This window comes from Leisingera sp. G5_S3_59_S7 (assembly GCF_054968485.1).
This window is the reverse complement of record NZ_JBQKUH010000003.1, coordinates 1-19,853: the sequence shown is the minus strand read 5'-3', so window position 1 is coordinate 19,853 and position 19,853 is coordinate 1. Positions and strand designations below refer to the sequence as shown.

The 19,853-nt window shown below is 60.7% G+C and carries 18 protein-coding genes; 10 read left to right on the top strand and 8 right to left on the bottom strand.

What is annotated here, in order from left to right; all coding sequences use genetic code 11:
* Positions 1-326 precede the first annotated feature (326 nt).
* The 8 genes from ACTRWG_RS02580 to ACTRWG_RS02545 form a co-directional block, all read right to left on the bottom strand.
* Positions 327-1,535, bottom strand: a complete 1,209-nt coding sequence (locus tag ACTRWG_RS02580) for an IS91 family transposase (protein WP_027234882.1) — start codon at positions 1,533-1,535, stop codon at positions 327-329.
* Positions 1,536-1,541: 6 nt separating this feature from the next.
* Entirely contained in the window at positions 1,542-2,456 is a 915-nt protein-coding gene (locus tag ACTRWG_RS02575; RefSeq protein WP_462828907.1) for a tyrosine-type recombinase/integrase, read from the bottom strand.
* 573 nt (positions 2,457-3,029) lie between these two features.
* Complete coding sequence (locus ACTRWG_RS02570) at positions 3,030-3,545, bottom strand: DUF421 domain-containing protein (RefSeq protein ID WP_462828906.1); 516 nt, start codon at positions 3,543-3,545, stop codon at positions 3,030-3,032.
* 192 nt (positions 3,546-3,737) lie between these two features.
* Entirely contained in the window at positions 3,738-5,795 is a 2,058-nt protein-coding gene (locus ACTRWG_RS02565; protein WP_462828905.1) for a catalase, read from the bottom strand.
* A gap of 30 nt (positions 5,796-5,825) precedes the next feature.
* Positions 5,826-7,214, bottom strand: a complete 1,389-nt coding sequence (locus ACTRWG_RS02560) for a Y4yA family PLP-dependent enzyme (RefSeq protein ID WP_462828904.1) — start codon at positions 7,212-7,214, stop codon at positions 5,826-5,828.
* A gap of 68 nt (positions 7,215-7,282) precedes the next feature.
* Positions 7,283-8,860: an FAD/NAD(P)-binding protein gene (locus ACTRWG_RS02555; RefSeq protein WP_462828903.1), complete on the bottom strand. Its 1,578-nt coding sequence runs from the start codon at positions 8,858-8,860 to the stop codon at positions 7,283-7,285.
* A complete protein-coding gene (sbnA, locus tag ACTRWG_RS02550) occupies positions 8,857-9,882 on the bottom strand; it encodes a 2,3-diaminopropionate biosynthesis protein SbnA (protein ID WP_462828902.1) in 1,026 nt (341 codons plus the stop codon). Before sbnA ends, ACTRWG_RS02555 begins: the two co-directional genes overlap by 4 nt.
* On the bottom strand, positions 9,879-10,211 hold the full coding sequence (locus ACTRWG_RS02545) for a ParB N-terminal domain-containing protein (protein ID WP_462828900.1): 333 nt from the start codon (positions 10,209-10,211) through the stop codon (positions 9,879-9,881). Before ACTRWG_RS02545 ends, sbnA begins: the two co-directional genes overlap by 4 nt.
* A gap of 361 nt (positions 10,212-10,572) precedes the next feature.
* Here ACTRWG_RS02545 and ACTRWG_RS02540 point away from each other — a divergent pair, with 361 nt between their 5' ends.
* The 10 genes from ACTRWG_RS02540 to ACTRWG_RS02495 all read left to right on the top strand — a co-directional run bounded on the left by ACTRWG_RS02540 (position 10,573) and on the right by ACTRWG_RS02495 (position 19,695).
* Complete coding sequence (locus ACTRWG_RS02540; RefSeq protein WP_462828899.1) at positions 10,573-10,989, top strand: CopG family transcriptional regulator; 417 nt, start codon at positions 10,573-10,575, stop codon at positions 10,987-10,989.
* A gap of 27 nt (positions 10,990-11,016) precedes the next feature.
* Complete coding sequence (locus ACTRWG_RS02535; protein ID WP_462828898.1) at positions 11,017-12,090, top strand: extracellular catalytic domain type 1 short-chain-length polyhydroxyalkanoate depolymerase; 1,074 nt, start codon at positions 11,017-11,019, stop codon at positions 12,088-12,090.
* A complete protein-coding gene (locus ACTRWG_RS02530; protein ID WP_462828897.1) occupies positions 12,035-13,222 on the top strand; it encodes a C45 family autoproteolytic acyltransferase/hydolase in 1,188 nt (395 codons plus the stop codon). The genes ACTRWG_RS02535 and ACTRWG_RS02530 overlap by 56 nt, the downstream gene beginning before the upstream one ends.
* A gap of 253 nt (positions 13,223-13,475) precedes the next feature.
* Entirely contained in the window at positions 13,476-14,348 is an 873-nt protein-coding gene (locus tag ACTRWG_RS02525; protein ID WP_259957303.1) for an STAS domain-containing protein, read from the top strand.
* Between the two features lie 3 nt (positions 14,349-14,351).
* Entirely contained in the window at positions 14,352-14,711 is a 360-nt protein-coding gene (locus ACTRWG_RS02520; protein ID WP_462828896.1) for an STAS domain-containing protein, read from the top strand.
* A complete protein-coding gene (locus tag ACTRWG_RS02515) occupies positions 14,708-15,115 on the top strand; it encodes an ATP-binding protein (RefSeq protein ID WP_462828895.1) in 408 nt (135 codons plus the stop codon). Before ACTRWG_RS02520 ends, ACTRWG_RS02515 begins: the two co-directional genes overlap by 4 nt.
* Positions 15,112-16,110 (top strand): ATP-binding protein, encoded by a 999-nt coding sequence (locus ACTRWG_RS02510; protein WP_462828894.1) that lies wholly within the window; start codon positions 15,112-15,114, stop codon positions 16,108-16,110. The genes ACTRWG_RS02515 and ACTRWG_RS02510 overlap by 4 nt, the downstream gene beginning before the upstream one ends.
* A gap of 4 nt (positions 16,111-16,114) precedes the next feature.
* The gene (locus ACTRWG_RS02505; RefSeq protein WP_462828893.1) at positions 16,115-17,248 is read left to right on the top strand and encodes a sensor histidine kinase; all 1,134 of its coding nucleotides are present in this window, start codon (positions 16,115-16,117) and stop codon (positions 17,246-17,248) included.
* A gap of 359 nt (positions 17,249-17,607) precedes the next feature.
* Positions 17,608-18,585: an endonuclease/exonuclease/phosphatase family protein gene (locus tag ACTRWG_RS02500; protein ID WP_462828892.1), complete on the top strand. Its 978-nt coding sequence runs from the start codon at positions 17,608-17,610 to the stop codon at positions 18,583-18,585.
* Complete coding sequence (locus tag ACTRWG_RS02495) at positions 18,586-19,695, top strand: AI-2E family transporter (RefSeq protein WP_259970891.1); 1,110 nt, start codon at positions 18,586-18,588, stop codon at positions 19,693-19,695.
* Positions 19,696-19,853: the final 158 nt, after the last annotated feature.

Below are 19,853 nucleotides of genomic sequence, written 5' to 3'. Positions count from 1 at the left end.
GCGAGGCTTTTGAGTGACGCGGGGCGTTGCTTGGCGTCGGAGAAGCGCTCAAGCGGGAAATCGCGGGGTTGGGATTGGGCGGACCATCCCAGGTCTATGGGGATTTGAGCCGGTTGTTTGCCTTGGATTTTGCGGAGCTGGATGAGGCGGCAGCACTCCTGCAGGCGGCCTCAGCATAGGTTTTGCGGGCTTTGCTCAACATGCGTTGTATCCTGCGGTTTTCGTGACCTTCTGAACCACGGGCATCTGGGTTCCGGCCATGCCGGTGGGGTCGCAACCGGTTTTGAGCGCGGTTGAGATTGGACTTCCGGTTTTTGGCGCGCGTGTCATGCAGCAGCCCTCGCTGTTCCTGGCGGCGCTCTGGGGCGCCGTTCTGGCGCCATGGTTTCGACGATGACCAACCGCCCGCCGCAGCAGGGGCATGGCAGCGCGAGGACGCGGGCAAGTGCATCGGATGCATCGATATTGTCATCGCGAGCGTGACCCTGATCTGATGTTTCGGCCCCGAGCAGTTCCTTGATCCTGGCGATATTGGCGGCACGGTTGCCATTCCCGAAGAAGCCGTAGTGGCGGATGCGATGCTGCCCCTTGGGCAGGACATGGATCAGGAACCGGCGGATGAACTCGCCGGTCTTGAGGGTCATGGTGGTATGCCGCCCGGGACCGTTGACGCGGTAATCCTTGACGCGGAAGGTGACGCTCCGGCCGTCCATGCGGATCAGGCGGCTGTTCGAGATCGCGACACGGTGGGTGTAGCGCGACAGGTATGCCAGCACGGCTCTGGGGCCGGCGAAGGGCTCCTTGGCATACACAACCCAATCGATCTTGCGCAGCGGTCGCAGGAAAGCGTCGAAGGCCGCGCGATCCGCAAGCCTGGCATGATCGCCGAAGAAGTGCAGCTTCCCGGCTTTGTGCAGCCGGGCCAGCCCGTCCAGGAAGAGGCGCCGGTAGAGGCGGGACAGCACCCGGACAGAGAGGAAGAAATTCCTGCGGCAGGCGATCCAACCGGTGCCATCGGCAGACAGGCCACCGCCCGGCACGATCATGTGGACATGCGGATGGTGCGTCATCGCCGAGCCCCAAGTGTGCAGGACGGATGTGATGCCGGCCCGGGCGCCAAGGTGCTTGGGGTCGGCGGCGATCCGGATCACCGTGTCCGCACTTGATCGCATCAGCAGATTGTAGATCTCCCGTTTGTTATGGCGGGCGATGTCGGCGACCGGTTTTGGCAGCGTGAAGACCAGGTGGAAATACCGCACGGGCAGCAGTTCGGCCTCCCGCGCCGCCAGCCATGCCTTGGCCGCACCCGCCTGGCATTTGGGACAGTGCCTGTTCCGGCACGAATTGTAGGCGATATGTTCATGCGCGCAGTCTTCACATCGTGCAACATGACCGCCAAGCACGGCCGTGCGGCAGCGCTCGATGGCGCTCATCACCTTCAACTGATCGAGGCTGATATGGTCCGCATTGGCCGCCCGCCAAGCAGCACCATGCATGCGGAAGACATCCGCGACCTCCAAATGTGATGGGGGCAAGGCGCGCTATGACGCGCGTTTCCTGCCCTTCCTGCGCTTCGCCGCGGTCAGGCCGTCCAGCGGGCTCTCCACCGCCGCGATCATGCCCGTAGCGACGCTGGCATAGCGCGCCGTCGTGGTGAGTTTGGCATGACCGAGCAGCGCCTGAATGACCCGGATGTCGACGCCGCGTTCCAGCAGATGTGTCGCAAAGGAATGGCGCAACGTGTGCAGCGTCACCGGCTTGGTAATCCCTGCGGCCCGCGCGGCCTCCTTGAACAGCCGCGAAATCTGGCGGGCCGAGAGGTGTTTGCCGCGATAGCCGGGGAAGAGAACCCGCTCGGGTCCGGGCACGCCCGTGTCCTGGCTCGCGGGGCGTTGGGTCCACCACTCGCGCAACAAACCCAGAATGTCCCCGGGCAACATCACGTTGCGATCCTTGCGGCCTTTGGCCTGCACAATGCGGATGATCTTCTGTTCCCCGTCGATGTCGCCGACCTTCAGCCGGACGACCTCGCCCGCGCGCATGCCGCACCCATAGGCGAGCGACAGCATTACGCGCGCCTTCAGGCCGGGCGCCATGGCCAGAACGCGTTTGACCTCGTTGCGGCTCAGCACGAGGGGAACCTTCACGGGCTTTTTGAGGTGGAACACTTCGGCCGCAAGGTCATGCCGGCGCAGGGTGACCCGGAACAGGAACTTCAGCCCGGTCATGGTCTGGTTGCGGGTGCAGATACTGGTCCCGCTCTCGATCAGATGCAGCTGGAAATGCTTCACGTCATCCGGTGAAGCTGTCTCCGGAGATCGCCCGAGCCAGGAGGCAAACCGCTTGCAGGCCCGCAGGTGGCTGGTCTGCGACGCAGGTCCGAGATTGCGTGCGGACATATCCGCGATCATGCGCGCCCGAAGGGGTGTCGCCGGTGCAGGGTGCTGATTGGTCATGGGAAAACCCTCTATCAACCGAGGCAAAATCACCTCGGCCAACAGCACACACCCGACCTCCTAAACCGCGAAACAAATACCGCTTCAGCCCAACGCCTGCCACGCAGAGCCCCTATCGCGGAGCGATTTAGTGCATGCGCAGATAGCAGCCTTTGCAAATACATCCCTGTCGCCAGATCTGGTCACGATTTTCGCCGCGCTGCGACGCCCAATAGCTGCCGCTCGTCGTGAGTACAGTATGAAACCGGCATCGTGTGACCGGGTAGCGGGACAGAACCGCATTTGCTCTCGTAGCTATTGCTACCGCAGAAAACCCTCGCCGCTGCCGCGCGAGATTTTCGGCGGCGCGGCGAACTTCCCGTTTGCGGTCATTCGGCCCCCCCGGGAAGCGGCGGAGCACACCGCCTTTTCGCGGAGGCCGGATCGGAATAACGAGACGTGTGACGTTGCCGATACAGCGACTGCAAAAAAAGGCGAACGAGCGGCACTATCCGGCGACAGGTCGACTGCTGGCGGTCACATCGAAGCCGAAAGGGGCCGACCATCCGACCTCGTGTCCAGACGGAGGCGGATTCAGCCTTTTTCCACGCCGCTGAGCAGCCGGTCCTGCAGGTGGTCGCCATGCAGTACGGAGATGTCGCCGGTTGTCTCAAGAACAACTGCCCTCACTTGTGATAAATCCTTTACGTTGGCCTCGCGAAGCTTCGCGATTAGATCCGATTCAGCCACTCTCGTTGCAGTCAGCGCCGCTTCCAAGATGACACCGTCCCGCATCAGCAGCACCGGGTCGTTCTGGATAATGGATTCCACCCTGCCGGACCTGATGCGCAGGAGAGCTACGACGAACTGAACGCCTAGCAGAGTTGCAATCGCAGTCGCTGATTGGAAAAAACCCGGCCAATCCGTCGCCTGACTGGCTCCGGCCAGCAGGGAGCCTGTTGCTACGGTGACGACGAAATCAAAGGAGTTCATCTTCGAAAACGTGCGCAAACCGATGATCCGGACAAGGAAAATGATCCAGGAAACAGCCAGAGCGGACAGCAGGACAGCTCTGAAAAGAACATCCAACAGAAGGTTTTCGAAGATCATTCTATGGTCCCTTGAATGGTTGATACCACGACGAGGTGCCGCAGCACTGAGAGGACGATGATTGGACGGCGAAACGCGAGAGAGAGCTGAAGCCGATACGCAGGGAAAGCAGACCGTTGGAGCAGGTGTCAAACGCATGAACGGCTGCAGCGAGGATAGCCGTACTGACGTACTCTTGTTTAGGTCTTGCGATCAGGACATATTTCTATCCCAGAAACGCAGCTTTTCGCAGGCTCTCAAAAAATCACTGACGTTTTCGCCGTCGATCTTCAGCATGCCATCGTCGATCTTGTCGGAGATACCCACAGCCTCGATCAACGGCATGGCGGCATCGGACCACGCGATGAATTTCGCATGTGCAAAGGCATCGCTGAGGAAATCCTGTGACGGTTTGTCATTTGCCATTTCGTTGCCGGCTTCCTCGGAAAATACCAGTGCCACCGCATCGAACAGAACCGAGGGGCCTCCATCAATCTGCTCGTCTGCGGGCTTTGTCGTACCGTCGGACAGTTTTGCACCGAGGATCTGCGGAGCGACGATGGCCACCGTCGCGCCCGCGCCGGTGAATTCGGCCTCGAGCTCATTGACCAGACCGGCGTCGGCGCCGTCAGTGATATACAGACCCAGCTTGCGGCCGGCAAAGCTCTCCGGGCCGTTCTTGAGAATGCTCAGCGCGTCCGAAGCTGGCAAATCGGTGATCGGTTTGCGCGCCGGCTTTGCCGCGTCGGGCAGATCAGTGACGCCCAGCCCTTTGGCTACGGCTTGGGCCAAATCATCATGCACGTTCATCAGGTGGCTCAGCATTCGAAGCCTGATCCTTTCATGCTGGCACTTGGACAACTCGAACGTGTAGGCGGCCGCAATGTGGTCCTGTTCAGTGGCTGTCTGGCTGATCCAGAACTGCCGGGCCTGGCTGTAGTGGTCGGCGAATGTCTCGGAGCGCGTGCGTTGCTTGCCGCCCTGCACCCGCTCAGGATAACTGGCGAACCCGATTTCGGGGTTTTCGCGAGGCCCGCCTTCCTCACCCCAACTGTTCGGCTCATAATTCGCCCGGCCTTTGGGATTTCGCATCGCCATATGGCCGTCCTGCTGGAAATGGTGAACGGGACATTTCGGAGCGTTAATCGGTATGTGGGTGAAATTCGGCCCGCCAAGACGCTTGGTTTGCGTATCGAGGTAGGAAAAGTTGCGCCCCTGTAGAAGCGGATCGTTGGTGAAGTCGATGCCGCGGACGATATTCTGAGTGCAGAAGGCAACCTGCTCGGTTTCAGCGAAGAAATTATCGACGTTATTATCCAGCGTCATGGTGCCGATAATCTGTACCGGCACCTGCTCCTCGGGTATAAGCTTGGTGGCGTCGAGAATATCGAAATCGAACTCATCCGCGAAATCGTCATCGAAGACCTGGATGCCCAGGTCCCATTGCGGAAAATCCCCAGCGTCAATAGCATTCCACATATCGCGGCGGTGAAAATCCGGGTCGGCGCCGTTGATCTTCAACGCCTCGTTCCAGACAACAGACTGCAGGCCTTGTTTCGGTTTCCAGTGAAATTTCACGAAATGGGATTTACCCTCGCCATTGACCAGCCGGAAGGTGTGTACACCGAACCCTTCCATGAACCGCAGGGAGCGGGGAATGGCGCGGTCCGACATCGTCCAAAGGGTCATGTGGACAGCCTCAGGCGATAGCGAGATGAAGTCCCAAAAATTGTCATGCGCGCTTTGAGCCTGGGGGAAGGCGCGATCGGGCGCAGGCTTAACCGAATGGACCAAGTCGGGAAATTTCATCGCGTCTTGGATGAAGAAGACCGGCATGTTGTTGCCAACCAAGTCCCAGTTGCCCTCATTGGTATAGAACTTAACCGCAAAACCACGCACATCGCGGGCGAGGTCCGGCGACCCCTTGCTGCCGGCAACGGTGGAAAAGCGGGTGAAAACAGGTGTCTTCTCCCCTTCCCTTTGGAAAATGTCGGCACAGGAGAACTCCGGGATCGCCCTGGTCAGTTCGAAGTGGCCATGTACGCCATATCCGCGCGCATGCACGACGCGTTCGGGTATCCGTTCATGGTCGAAGTGGAAGATTTTTTCGCGCATGATTTGATCTTCCAGCAGCACCGGTCCGCGCGGTCCTGCCGTAAGGGAGTTTTGATCGTCGGAGATGGGAGTGCCCTGTGCTGTCGTGATGGTTTCCTCGTGCGCGTCCGCCTGCTGACGCGGTGCGCCGCCGTTATCCAAGTTCAGTTTCTTCATGCCTTATCTCCCTTCCTGTAATGGACACACCTACCCGCCTGCAGGGTGATCGTGTCCGCCATTGTCTATCCCGTCGAGCCTGGCCGGCGCTTCGGGATCCGATTGCAAGAAGACGTTCCGGGCCAGTGGAAACTGGTGTGAACGGCTTTCCAGAAAATGCATGAGGTAGCCTGCGGTATTGGGGAAAGCCATCAGGTCACCGACCGCAACGCCATGGGGGAATACCATCTTGCGCCGGGTCAGCCATTCGCTTTCCGTGCAGTAGGTTCCGGCAAGGTAGCCCGCGACTGCATCGCCGCGCGGCCCCTTTCCGGGAACCATCAACGGGTCGAGTGCAAACTCGGAAAAGCCCGATCGCGATTGGGTGCGGTTCATCTGCACCCCAATGACCGGCACGCCCGCACTGTCGGTCTTTCGGAACGCCACGCGCGCCACCGTCATGCCGCACCCGTCCAGCAGCGACCGGCCCGGCTCGCACCGCAAGGTTACATTCGCATCTCGCAGCCGCCGGGCGATTGTGCGGTCTCCATCGGAGGCTTGCAGGATCTGTCGCATCCAGTCGGTCTGCACCAGAAGCTGGGCCACAGGATAGCTGTCCACTGTGCCGGGCGCGCCGTCCGGCCCCGGCTTTCGCCCAATGTTGTCATTATGTTGCGTGATCGGGTCACGTTCTCCGGCCAGCGCCTTGTCCAGCTCAGCCAGCCAAACGTCCCACTGGCCGACCTCTGCGAGGTAATTCATCGGGATGCCGCCCCCGATGTCGAGGAAGAAATCCTCACTGCCGCTGCCCCGAATATCCGCCATCAGGGACAGTGTCTGGGATATTGCCGCGATGCGCTCCTCCGCACTGTAGCCATTGAGGTGAAAATGCAGCCCATCCAGCCTGAACGCGGCGGACCGTTCCAGCCGCACCGCAATCTGCGGTACCTCGCTCAGGGGGAAGCCAAACCGCGAGTAGAGCGCCCTGCCACCGCAGGAAAAGCCGTTCAGCCGCAACCCGACCGAAACCGGCCGTTCACCGCCCTGTGAAACGTCTTCCAGCAACGCTAACTCGTCGGCGTTGTCGAGCACGATGGTCACGCCGCCAGCCACGCAAAGCGCCAGCAGCGCCCGGTCCTTGACCGCCGCCGTGCAAACAATCCTGTGACCGGGAACTCCCTGGGCCAGACATTGTTCGACTTCGGCATGGCTTGCTGTGTCGATGCCAATGCCCAAATCCCGGGCCGCTTCGACATAGGTCAGGCACTTGTTGGCCTTGCGCGCGAACATCGGCAGGAAAGGCAGATCGAAGTCCGCGACGCATTGGGTCAGTGCTGCGATATTCCGGCGGAAGGGTTCATCGGACTGGATATTCAACGGTGCGCCAAGGTCTTCGGTCAGCGCGTGCAAGCGCGGCGGATCGGCAATCAGGTCGACCATCCAGTCCTCCAGCCGCGGGCGGAGGGGGACAACACCCCGGCAATGTTCAAAGAGGGACTGCGGTCGGCTCATGCTGTCTGCTCCAGGCTTGTCTCCGGGCTTGCACGGTCTGCACGCACGACGTTCGCTGCCCAGCGCTCTGGCAAATCGTGCAGCGTCCGCGACAGGGTGTCGTTGCCCAATACGCTGCCTTCAGTCGCGCGCCCGATGATCGACAACCCCGGTGTTGCGGCATCGTTCACCAGCGCCTGCGCCCGGTCATTCACGGCAATGCCCCCCAACGCCCCTACGCTCAAATGTCCGTCGCGCAGCAGGCCGTTCAGAGGCTGCGACAAGGCTGCACTTCCAGCGGGCGGTATCGTCGTGTCGACCGTGACATCCGCGGATAGATCGCCTTTAAGGTGATCTAGGCTTACCAGCCCGATTCGTTCGAGACAGATCAGTTTGCCGGTATTCTGGGCGGGTGGTCCGAAGGCCAGCCGTTCCATCTCAGCCGCGACGGCACGGAACCGGGCTGCGTCCGTCTCCGGTAGCTCTTGGTGGCTTATCCAGCGGACGAGTCGGGGATAGCATCGCCGCCAAGTCTCACCCAAGGCCCATAAAATGTCGGGCGGACGGGTACCGAACGCAATCTCGCAGCCCGCGCGCAACTCGTAGCGGCAGCGTTCCCGGTCGAAAACAGATCCCTGCCAATCGGCGAAGACGGCCGCCGCAGTGCCAGGCACGTTATCTAGCGTCCTCTCAGCCATCTGCAGCATCAAGGGCCAGATATCGCCAAAGAAGGTCGTGCCATGCTTGTCTGTAAGAAGCGCATCGAACTCGTCAAGCCGTGCCTCCCAAAACACGCTACCCTGGGGTGGCACGAAGCGATCCGTATCGACCTTTGCCCGCATCGGGCGACCGGTGCGGCTGAAGGGTGCGATCAGACGCGGCTCACCGCCGGAAGGGAAATAGGTATAACCTTGCTCCGAGCGGGTGAATGAACCGCCGCGCCCTTCGGTGAGCGCCAGCATCGCGTCGAGGAACGTCAGGGCGAACCCCTTGCAGGCCACGGAGGCGCCCGGCGGAACGCGCGCCTTGGTCAAAGCCTGATCTACGGGAAACGGAGAGGGAATGCTCCGGCTGCAATCGGTCCGGCGCGTCCGGCACCAGTCCTGATGGCCGGTGCAAATCAACAGCTCGTCGACCACGATCCGGCCGGGTGAGAGCATCCAGCCCGCTTGCAATTGCCGCACTTCACAGACCCTGCTCTCGTGCATCGCAATATGGATATTCGGGGGTGCGCCCGCGACGACCTGATTAAAGCACCATGTGAGGTAACGGCCGACCACCGCGCGCGGTACGTATTCGTCCGCGGCCACCTTGCTGCCTTTCCCCATCAACCATTGCAGCAAGTCCGGCCCCCGGCCGCCGGTCCAGGCGTCGATCTTACTGGCCGGGAAATTCATCAGCAGAACATCCGGCTGCCCCGGATCGTAAATCGGTCCCGCGCCGGGGTGGGGCGACTCTTCGAACATGTGGACATCGTAACTGTGCGATGGCGTTTTGCGGGCTGTTTCGCACAACGAGTCCAGCGAATAGAGCCCTTTGGGGCCGCATCCGACGATGGCAATCTGTCGAGGCGCCTGACTTATGCTGAGGGTCATTGCAGGCCAGCCAAGGCGCGTACCTCTTTCCCGGAAGCGCCCAGCTCCCGCGCGACCCATTCGTCATCGAAGACAGTACCCAAGTATCGCGAACCTGAATCATGAATGATTGCCACAGCGGTCTTGCCGGATAGTTCGTCCTGCATGCTGCGCACCGCTTCGAGCACCCCGCCCCCCGATCCGCCGACCAGGAAACCCTCGCGTGCGACGGCGCGACGGCAGCCCGCAACGCACGTGAGATCGGACACTCGAACCAGGTCATCGAAACTTTGCCCCTGTGCAAGCTCGGGCAGACGGCCGGCCCCCATGCCAGAGATCTTTCGCGGTCCTGCGGTGCCGTCAAACAACGTGCTGCCTTCCGCATCAACGGCGACAACCCTGGTCTTGCGCCCCTTGGCGCGCAGAAAGTCCCGGCAGCCGCGCGCAGTACCTGTGCTGGAGCAGGCGACGAAGAGGTAATCGACCTGCCCGGGCAACGCGGCGTCAATTTCCGCCACGGTCCCGGCTTCGTGTGAAGCAGGGTTGTCGAGATTGGCGTATTGGTTTGGCCAGAACCGATCTCCGGCTTCTTCGAGCAGCGCTTTCACCCGCTCCAGACGGGCGGCAAGAAAATCGCCGTTCACGGCTTGCTCGACCATCTCAATCCGTCCGCCCAAGGCGCGGATGATTGCGACGTTCTGCGCCTGCGCGTTGGGGTCTACGACGCAGATAAAGTTCAGGCGGTGGACGGCGCAGGTTTGCGCCAGGCCGATGCCCATATTCCCGGAAGACGACTCAACAACCGTATCTCCCGGTGAGAGGCGGCCATCTGCAAGCGCGCGCTCGATCATGTGACGGGCAGGCCGGTCTTTCGCGCTGCCGCCCGGGTTCAACGCTTCGACTTTGGCAAGCAAGTTGACCTCAGGCTTGTCCAGATACCGAGGCAGCCGCACCATCGGGGTCTGGCCGATAAGATCCAGAAGGTTGTCCGCGATCCGAGGGCCCGAAGCGTGCGTGGTGTCAGATTTTGATTTGATATTCATGGTTTCACCATTTCGGAGCGGTGCCCGGCGCAGCCCGGTCCAGCGGAAGCACCGCAGAAGAGGTCATTGAGCGAAACACGGATGGCGGGCACTGAAAACCTGAGCCGGTGTCTAGAAGTCTTCGGCGGCATCATTTCGCCGCGGGCCGCCGCATCGCGCACCATTTCTGGCGTGACCACTTCATTTTCCCGCCAGGCCATGACTTCAACTTCAGCCGGATTGTCGTAATCGACCTCGACACATGGTGCGAAATCGGCGCCGAGAGTATGCAGTGCGTTATAGCGGTGATGGCCATCCAATAACGTCCGGCAGCGTCGCGCGACAATCAAGGGTCGCCTGACTGCTTGGTCCGTCCGAATGGCCCTCGTTATGCGGGCGGAGTGATCCGCGTTCACAAGCTCATGCGGTTTAATATCCGCAAGCGGCCGAAGCACGACTGACATAGCGCACATATCGAGAGACCTTTTTTGGGTTTGCGACGAAGCGCCAGACCGACCGTGCCTCCGTCTACGCCATCAACGCGCCACACACTGAAAGGTTCCAATTGACCGCTGCAGTGTTGGCGCAGCCGACCCCCAGGCACTGTCAGCCTCCCCTTCACCGAGGTCAGAAAGTTGTGCTGGCGCATTTTACCGGCTTGAATGTTGCGAAATGTACTCCATATACCATCCATACGGATGGAGGATTACGATGGGCAACATTAGACAACTACGAGATAAGCAGCCTGAGAACGAGAAGATCACAATCAACCTCGGCTTTGTCGACCTTGGACGCATCGATCTGCTGGTACAGGAGGGGTTCTATTCAAACCGGAGTGACCTGATCCGAACGGCGATCCGCAATCAGTTAGAAAGCCACACAGGTGTCGTCAGTGAATCGCTCGAACGGCATACGATGGAGCTGGGGCTGCGCGACTACTCGGTGGCCGATCTGGAGGCGCTGCGGGACGCCGGCGAGATGCTGCACGTCAAAGTCGTTGGGCTTGCCCGGATCGACGCAGATGTCACGCCCGAATTGGCACGTCAAACCATCGGAACCATCACCGTGCTGGGCGCTTTGCAAGCCAGCACCGAAGTTAAGAAGGCACTTGCCGATCGTATCAGGTAAGCCGCCCAACCCTTAAAAGGAAACAGCATGAAACTCTTTAACGCAGGGGCGCTGCGCCCTGCGGGTGATGACCCGCGCCTGTCGGCTGCCAACGAATTGGTCCGGCGCACGCTCGCACAGCACGGGCTTTTGCCCGGAGCGGATGCGCCTGGGCCGGGTAATCTGCCGGCGATGGGAGGGCTGATGGGTCACCTGCCGCAAACCGGCACACGGACCGCCCCCATTCCGCCGGCACACCCTGAGGGTGCTGTATTCGATCAAGACACCTATACCTGTGCGGCGGGCACCCGGAGGTACCGCACCTATGCCCCGGCCTCGGCGCAGTCAGGCGTAACCGGCATCGTCCTGATGCTGCATGGCTGTACACAATCCCCCGAAGACTTCGCGTCCGGCACCGGCATGAACGCGCTGGCCGAAAAACACCGCTTCGTGGTGGTCTATCCCGCCCAGTCACGCGGCGACAACGCGCAGTCCTGCTGGAATTGGTTCAGCAAGGGCGATCAGCGGCGCGGTTGCGGCGAACCCGCTATTCTCGCCGGATTGATAAGCCAGGTCTGTGCAGAGCATGGTGTCGACCGGGACCGGACATTCGTTGCCGGGCTATCGGCAGGCGCTGCAATGGCGGCAATTCTGGGAGAGACCTATCCGGATGTGTTCGCCGCTGTCGGTGCTCATTCGGGGTTGCCTGCAGGTGCCGCCAGGGATGTCCCTTCCGCCTTCGCGGCGATGCGCGGGAGTATCCTGGATGCCCCGGTCCGTTCTAAGCACGGTCCGCGCGTCCGTACGATCATCTTCCACGGCACCGCCGATGCGACAGTCAATCCCGACAACGGCGACGCCATCAGGCGGCGCGCACTGGCGGCTGGACCGGAACAGAGCATTGAGACAAGCGAACATGGGCAGGCAAATGGCCGTCGTTACACACGGCTGATCTCCAGCGATCCAGCCGGGACGCCCCAAGTCGAACTCTGGCGGATTGAGGGTCAAGGCCATGCGTGGTCGGGCGGTTCGGCAAAAGGGACCTACGCCGATCCAAAGGGACCTGATGCCAGCGCCGAGATGGTGCGGTTTTTCTTCAACAACTCAGATGAGGCGAGTTGAGATGACTAGAATGACTTTGACATTCGACGCGGTTAGCGAGGCGGTCCCCGGTCCGAAATGGATGGCACGCTGGCAGCGGTCCTGGCCCGCTTATGAGGCGTGGTTCGCCGCGCGAGGCGGACATACAGGCCCAAACCGGACCCAATGCCGCAGCGCAATGAAGCGGTATATGCCCGAATTAGTTGCGACTTATGACAATCTGGTCACGCTGGCTGGCGGATCAGACCGTGCTGCCCGCTTCCTGTCGACATGGTGTCCGCCCCGCTACCTAGGGGGGTGCTCACTTGCGGCGGCCGCCGACGGCGATGAAGTGCGGCTTGTGCGGAACTATGACCTATCACCGGACCTGAACGAAGGCCTGCTGCTGCGCACTGAATGGACCGGGCAGCCCGTCATGGGCATGGTCGAGTTCCTATGGGGGCTGTCGGACGGCATCAACGATGCAGGTCTGAGTGTCGCACTCGCGTATGGTGGCCGATCGGAAACCCGCAAGGGATTCGGAATCACAACTATTTTGCGATACTTGGTTGAAACCTGCGATACGGTTGACCAGGCGATCGCAGCACTTAAACGGGTGCCCTCGCATATGGCTTACAATCTGGTGCTTGCCGATGCATCGGGGCACACCGCCAGCATAGAGCTGTCGCCCGGCGGCGGCATAAAGCTTATGCCCCGCGCAATTGCGACCAATCACCAAAGCGGCCCGGAAGTTGCTGAGCGGTCCGCGTTCACGCGCAGCTTCGAGCGTTTGGCGCATCTGGACCGGCTGCGCTTAAATCCCGGCGAATTGAACCGCGAATTTCTAGCGCCCCCCTTGATACAGGACCGGTATGGAGAGGGGTTCGGAACCCTGTTCACGGCTGAATATGACCCAAAGCGCCGAACCTTGGGTCTGACGCTTGATGGAGATCGCTGGGATCAGGCTCTGCATGGATTTAAAGAGGGTCAACGTGTGGTCACTTATTCGAATGATGCGGTTGAATTGCACTGCGCATGGCCAACAGAGGCGTTGGACTGGTCCGCGGCTGCTAAAATCGACTGGCGGCAGTTGGCGAGGGATTATGCAAATGGCCGCGGCAGGATGATCGCTGCATATCTGCCATCAGCGGCGAATGTTAAAAGTGCGGCCTGATCGTAGATCAGTCGCGATACTCGGACCAGTTTGCGCCTGCTCCACGTTTGAGTTCCACACCATGTGGCGGGCGCCGCGGCGCTGACTGCCAGTTTAATCGAGAAAAAGTTGGATCTTGTATAAGCGTCGCGTAAGCCGTGCCGTACACCAAACTATCCTCTACTGCGCCTGAACCTCGTATGCTATCGGTTCGGTGATAGTCCGCTTCGCCGGACGGTCCTTCATTTGCAAACACACGAAAGCCATTACTTCGATGAGCAATACCGCAACAGCTACCGTTCTCGCTATTCTTGAAGAGGAATTCCAGGCCGTTCACGAGGCCTGGCTGGGCACACAGGGCGAAGAAGGCCTGAAACGCACGGATCTGTTTTCGGACAGTGAAGGCCGCGAGCACACAGTTGCTCTGCTGCAGTCATTCGCCAAGGGTGTCCGCAACGGGGTGATTGGTGAGGATTTCGACCTGGACGGGGCCGCGTGGTCCGAGCTCCGCAACGTGCTGGCAGATCTCACCAAAGAGCGCGTACGCCGCGGCGTCACCCCGACCGAGATGGCATCGTTTGTTTTTGCTCTTAAACCTGCCCTGTTTGAGCGGATGCGGCAGCGCAAAGCGCACGACCCTTCCACGCTGATCGAGGAAGTCTGGCTGATCTCCCGCGTCATTGATGCTTTTGCCCTGTACACCAATGAAATCTTCATTGCCGAACGCGAGCAGGTGATCGAGCGCCAGCGCGAGGAAATGCTGGAGCTTTCGACACCTGTGGTCGAATTGTGGGACAGGGTGCTGACGCTGCCGTTGATCGGAACGCTCGACTCCGCCCGCGCCCAAGACGTGATGGAAAACCTGCTCGAGGCCATTATGCGCGAGCGCGCAGAGGTGGTGATCGTCGACATCACCGGTGTGCAGGTGGTGGATACGCAGGTTGCGCAGCATTTGCTGCGTACTGCTTCCGCCGTGCGGTTGATGGGTGCGGAATGCATCATCAGCGGGATCAGCCCGAAAATCGCACAGACCATGGTGCAACTGGGTGTGGATGTCGGCAATGTGACCACCCGCTCGACAATCCGCAGGGCCATCGGCGATGCGCTGGACCGGCTTGGCTACCAGATCACGGCCAAGGACGCCTGACCCATGGATGCCGCCTCGATCCACCTGGTTGAAGACGTCCTGCTTGTCGCCATCCAAGAAGACATCACCGACACCGATATTCTCGACCTTCAGGACGTTCTGTCAGAGCGGGTTTCAGCCGAAGGCGCGCGCGGTGTCGTGATCGACATCAGCACCCTGGAAATCGTCGACACCTTTGTCGGCCGGGTCATTGCGCAGCTCGCCAACATCGCAAATCTTCTGGATGCCGAAACTTTTGTGGTGGGAATGCGGCCTGCCGTTGCGATGACGCTGGTGGAACTCGGCATGCACCTGCCCGAGACGCGAACCGCACTCAGCCTCACGCATGCGATGCAGCAGCTGCGTGCGGCTGCCGGAGGATGACCGCGCAGGAAAGCCAGCCTGCAGGGCGGATTGCCTTGCGCAGCGACCGCGATGTGGCGCGCGCGCGCCGGGCGGTGGCGCGCGCGATGGAGGACCTCGGCGCCCGCGCGATCCGGCGGACGCGCTTTGTCACTGCCGTCAGCGAAATTGCGCGCAATGCCGTGGTGCATGGCGGCGGCGGCGAGATGACCGTTTTCGTCCACGGTGACCCGCCAGGGGTTAGCATCTGCTGTCAGGACAAAGGCCCGGGAATTGAGAACATCAAGCTGGCGATGAGCGATGGATTCACGACCGCTGGCGGGCTTGGGCATGGGTTGGGCGGCGCCCGGCGGCTGGCCGACAGCTTTGAAATCGAAACCGCTCCCGGAGCCGGGACAACAATCCGAATGGCGGCACAGCTATGAATTTGTGGCTTGAAATTGATGACCCTGCCGCGGTGGCGCCTGCCCGGCGGCGGGCAAAGCAGGCAGCCCGGGACCTGGGGCTGTCCGAAACCCGCCAGGAAGAGGCCGCCATTGCAGCGACCGAGGCTGCGACCAACGTTCTGCGCCACGGCCGCGGCGGCCGCTTTCTGATCCAGGCATTGCGGCTGCCGCGCGGGGCGCGGCTGGTCCTCATTGCCGCCGACGACGGTAACGGAATTGCTGACCCGGACCGTATGATGCGCGATGGCGAAAGCGGCAGCGGCACTGCCGGCCTTGGCCTTGGCGGAATGCAGCGCCTCTCCGACCGGTTCGACCTCTGGACGCAGCCCGGCAAGGGCACCATCACCGTCTGCGAGTTTGCGGCGCCGGGTGCCGAGCTATCGCGGGAGGGCGTGGATCTTGCGGCCTTGACGGTTTGCCACCCTGCAGAAACCCGCTGCGGCGACGCCTGGTCTGTCCGGGAAACGCCGCAGGGCACCGACGTTCTGCTGTGCGACGGCCTGGGCCATGGTGCGTCCGCGGCAGAGGAAGCCGAAGAAGTCATCACGACCTGTGCCGCGGACAGCGGATCGCCAGAACAGGTGCTGAGCCGCGCATCGCGGGTCCTCAGCGGGCGCCGGGGCGCTGTCGCATCCGCCCTGCGCATACGCCCAGGGCTCGACATTCTGGAGTTTGGCGGCGTCGGAAACATCGCCACCTTCAAGGTCAGCGGCGGTGTTTCCAAGCGTTTCCCGGTGCGCGACGGCCGTCTTGGCGGTCCGCCCTTGCACGCATTCGGTGAAGAGACCACGCTGATGCCCGGCGATCTGATCATCATGCATACTGACGGGATCGCCACGATCCGCACCGGCGATCTTCCCGCCGGGCTTTTCAGCCGCGCACCGCTGACGATTGCCGCGGCGCTGATGCACTGGAACTTCCGCGGGCGGGACGACGCTGGAATAGTCGTGCTGCGCGTGAACAAGACCGGTTAGGACCATGACGGAAACACTCATCACCCTTCGTATCGAGAAAGACACGGACATCGCCCGGCTGCGGCAGGCCGCTGCGGCTGTGGCGGATGTGCTGGGGTTCGGGACATTCACCAGAACACGCGTGGTGACCGCCCTCATAGAACTTGCGCGCAACGCGCTGGAATACGCGGGCCATGGCCGCGCACGCCTCGCGCTCAAGGCGGATGGAAACCGTCTTGCGTTGCGCGCGGTGGTACTCGACCAGGGTCCGGGCATTGAGCAACTGGACGAAGTCCTGGGCGGCAACGACATAGCAACCAATGGGCTTGGACTGGGCTTACGGGGCGTCCGCCGGATTGCCGACAGTTTCGATGTCCAATCCAGTGCCGAGGGCACTAAGGTCGACGTCAGCTTTCGCAGCGATCTGCCGGCGGCCGCATTCAGCGAAGCGGCCGGGCGGGTCACCGAGGCCCTTTCTGGCATGGAGGGGGCCGATCCGTCGGCACTGCTGGCGGAGCAAAACCGCGAATTGCTTGAGGCGATAGAGGCCAGGGATCTGCTCATGCAGGAGATCCATCACCGGACCGGCAACAACCTCACCCTGATCAGCGCCCTGATCCGCATGAGCGGTTCCTCAACACAGTCCCCGGAGGCCAAGCAGCTGCTCAGCGAGCTGGATACCCGCGTCCGCGCCGTCATCAAGGCGCACGAGCTGATGCAGCATTCCAACAGCGGGGACATGGTGCCGCTGCTGCCGTTTCTGCGCGATATTGCTCGAAATGCCGAAAGTGCGTTCAACGGAGCGGGTTTGAGCGTGGGCGTTGAGGTTGGAGGCGATGAGCTTTGCGTCTCAGGCAAGACCGCCGTGGATCTCGGGCTGGTGGTCGGCGAGCTTGTAACCAACGCCTACAAACACGCCTTCACAGGCCGCAGCCAAGGCAAGATACAAATTGAGCTGAAGTGCGGAGACGAAAATTCCTGCCTGACAATTGCGGACGACGGCAAAGGCTTGAGCGATGGTGCCGAGCGGCCCGAAAGGTCGAACTCACTGGGCTGGCGGCTTATTCGGACAATCGCTCAGCAATATGGCGGCGCCATTGAAACGAATGGAGAAAACGGGCTCTCAGTTTCGATCTGCTTTTCAGAGCGATTGGTGTGATCCACCGGAGTCCGGCTCTTGGCGGCCAACTTTCAACGTTGGAGGACAGCAAATTTCATTTGCTGGAACGGGCTTTTGGACTTGGGTAGGAGGCCATCACCGGCAGTACACTAGTGCCAGCGAAGCAACTGCATTGGTTGCAGCGTGCTACTTACTCTATACTGGTTTCACCTGGGCGCCCGCAAACGAGCGATATTGCGGGGGCGCCGAACCCGGAGCTTGCTGCGGCAATCGGCGCGAAACCGTACTTGGCGGTGTGTTCGACCTGTTTTGCCGGGCAAACGCCTGAAGATTTTCTTTGCCGAGGCGTGAGCTGAGGTATGCAGCGCCGCCGTAACTTAGACGAATAGGCAGGCAGAATGTTGCTGGGGATTATAAGATTTCTGATCTGGCTGTCTGCAATAGGCGTTCTGGCGGTCACCATCCTGCCGCTGATGAACACGCATCAATGGTGGATCCGGATGTGGGACTTTCCCCGCCTGCACATCTTCGCCTTCGCGTGTCTGCTGGCTCTGATCTCGGTTTTGGTCCAGCGCTCGCACTCTGTTCCCCCTATTGTGATCCTCATCGCTTGTGCTGCCTATCAGGCAAAGATGATCTTGCCCTTCACCCCGTTTGTGCCGGTCGAGATAGAGTTGGGAAATGGCTCTGATAACCCGACGGTCTCGTTCCTGGCTGCGAACGTGCTGATGGAGAATGAAGAATATGACCGCCTGATCGATCTGATAGAGGAAGAGAACCCGGATGTTCTATTCCTGATGGAAACTGATAATCGATGGGTCGAGGCGCTGGAAAATACCTTGAAACGGTATCCAACTGTGCTGAGCCATCCCCAAGACAACCATTATGGGCTAATCTTCGCATCTGGTCTGGAAGTGCAGTCCGCCGAAACGGTTTATCTCGCAAACGACAACACCCCTACCTTGCTGGCCGAGTTGCGCGCGCCTGGCGGTGCCGGGTTTCATTTTATCGGCCTCCATCCCCGCCCGCCCATACCCGGCGAGGATACCGATGAGAGGGATGCGCAGATAAAAAGAGCTGCCACCCTGACCAAACACTCGGATCTGCCGGTGATCGCCATGGGCGACTTCAATGATGTGGCCTGGTCCTGGACGGCGCAGCGGTTCAAGCACCATGGCGGCTTCCGCGACCCGCGCGTCGGCCGTGGCATGCTGCCAAGCTTTGATGCGAACCATCCGATCCTGAGGTTCCCGATTGACCAGCTTTACCTGACCGGAGAGATTGAGCTGATCTCTTTCGAACGCAAGCGGAATGTCGGTTCCGATCATTTTCCAATGGGCGCGGTCGTCGCGGTGACCAGCCAGAAAGACGGTTAGATGTCGAGAGACGACGCTGAAACGCCAGACGAGCAGCACCGCGATGTCAAAACCCTTCGCGGGATTAAATTTGCCGGTCTTGGGATATTTCTGCTCCTCCTCCTGCAGACACTGGTTTGGGCCAGCGATTTCCTGATACCCGTCACCACCGCAATTCTGGGGTATTTCGTGCTGAACCGCCCAAGGCGCTGGCTGGCCAGGATGGGCATGCCGCCGACGGTGAGTGCCGCGGTTTTTACCGTCTTTCTGATCTTGATAGTTGGGCTTGCACTGGTCAATCTCAGCGAGCCGGTTTCGAACTTCATTTCAGAACTGCCGGGCATAGTTCAGCAAATCGACGACAAGCTCTCGGCGGCAGGCGGCGCCCTGCAGGCAGTGAACGAGGCGACAGATGCCGCTGGCGAAATTCTCAATCCAAAGGATGACGATACCGTCGAAGTCGAGGTCGTTTCCAAGACCAGGATTTCAACGGTGGTTGCGGGGTTGGCGCCTTCCCTGCTCGGTCAGATAGCGTTTGCCATTCTGCTCCTGTTTTTTCTGATTTCGTCGGGGGACATGTTCATTCGCAAAACGTTGCAGAGCATCGGGCGGTTCGGCGGCAAACGGCGCGCCGTGGAAATCGTGTACGACATAGAAGACCGTCTGGGCCGGTATCTGGGAGCCATAACCGCAATCAATGCCGGACTTGGTGTCTGTGTCGCGGCAGCCATGGCCCTCTGGGGGTTGCCGAATTTCCTGATGATTGGTGTGCTGGCCTTTCTCTTTAATTTCGTGCCCTTTGTAGGTGCGATCGCGGGCTCCACGATCGCCGCGGCGCTTGCATTTGTGTCCTTTGAAGGGGTCTGGCCCGCTGCCGGCGTTTGGCTGACCTACATGTTCCTTACATCGGCCGAAGCTCAGCTGGTAACACCTGCGCTGATCTCGCGTCATATGAAGCTGAACACCACAGTGGTCTTCCTAAGCGTCGCCTTTTTTGCCTGGATCTGGTCGGTGATGGGCATGATCGTCGCCTTGCCGATCCTGACTGTCATCAAAATCGCTTGCGACGAAATTGACGGGCTGAAGGCCGTCGGGCGCTTTCTAGGCCAGGATGAGACAGCAGATGACTAGAAGGAGCAGACACGCAGGACCACGCGCTGAGGCGGGCTTGCCCGGCATCGCGGTCCTAGGCTGCAAGTCCGGATGCGGCACGCGATGTGTATCTGCCGGCGGTGGACGTGTCGCGTTTTAGTGCCGCCCCAAGTGCTCGTTTAAGCCACCTTTCGTTC

Bases quoted from the DNA above. Each gene is read 5' to 3' on its own strand.
- ACTRWG_RS02575 (WP_462828907.1), bottom strand. From the start codon at position 2,456: ATGACCAATCAGCACCCTGCACCGGCGACACCCCTTCGGGCGCGCATG.
- ACTRWG_RS02570 (WP_462828906.1), bottom strand. From the start codon at position 3,545: ATGATCTTCGAAAACCTTCTGTTGGATGTTCTTTTCAGAGCTGTCCTG.
- ACTRWG_RS02565 (WP_462828905.1), bottom strand. From the start codon at position 5,795: ATGAAGAAACTGAACTTGGATAACGGCGGCGCACCGCGTCAGCAGGCG.
- ACTRWG_RS02560 (WP_462828904.1), bottom strand. From the start codon at position 7,214: ATGGTCGACCTGATTGCCGATCCGCCGCGCTTGCACGCGCTGACCGAA.
- ACTRWG_RS02555 (WP_462828903.1), bottom strand. From the start codon at position 8,860: ATGACCCTCAGCATAAGTCAGGCGCCTCGACAGATTGCCATCGTCGGA.
- sbnA (WP_462828902.1), bottom strand. From the start codon at position 9,882: ATGAATATCAAATCAAAATCTGACACCACGCACGCTTCGGGCCCTCGG.
- ACTRWG_RS02540 (WP_462828899.1), top strand. From the start codon at position 10,573: ATGGGCAACATTAGACAACTACGAGATAAGCAGCCTGAGAACGAGAAG.
- ACTRWG_RS02535 (WP_462828898.1), top strand. From the start codon at position 11,017: ATGAAACTCTTTAACGCAGGGGCGCTGCGCCCTGCGGGTGATGACCCG.
- ACTRWG_RS02530 (WP_462828897.1), top strand. From the start codon at position 12,035: ATGCCAGCGCCGAGATGGTGCGGTTTTTCTTCAACAACTCAGATGAGG.
- ACTRWG_RS02525 (WP_259957303.1), top strand. From the start codon at position 13,476: ATGAGCAATACCGCAACAGCTACCGTTCTCGCTATTCTTGAAGAGGAA.
- ACTRWG_RS02520 (WP_462828896.1), top strand. From the start codon at position 14,352: ATGGATGCCGCCTCGATCCACCTGGTTGAAGACGTCCTGCTTGTCGCC.
- ACTRWG_RS02515 (WP_462828895.1), top strand. From the start codon at position 14,708: ATGACCGCGCAGGAAAGCCAGCCTGCAGGGCGGATTGCCTTGCGCAGC.
- ACTRWG_RS02510 (WP_462828894.1), top strand. From the start codon at position 15,112: ATGAATTTGTGGCTTGAAATTGATGACCCTGCCGCGGTGGCGCCTGCC.
- ACTRWG_RS02505 (WP_462828893.1), top strand. From the start codon at position 16,115: ATGACGGAAACACTCATCACCCTTCGTATCGAGAAAGACACGGACATC.
- ACTRWG_RS02500 (WP_462828892.1), top strand. From the start codon at position 17,608: ATGTTGCTGGGGATTATAAGATTTCTGATCTGGCTGTCTGCAATAGGC.
- ACTRWG_RS02495 (WP_259970891.1), top strand. From the start codon at position 18,586: ATGTCGAGAGACGACGCTGAAACGCCAGACGAGCAGCACCGCGATGTC.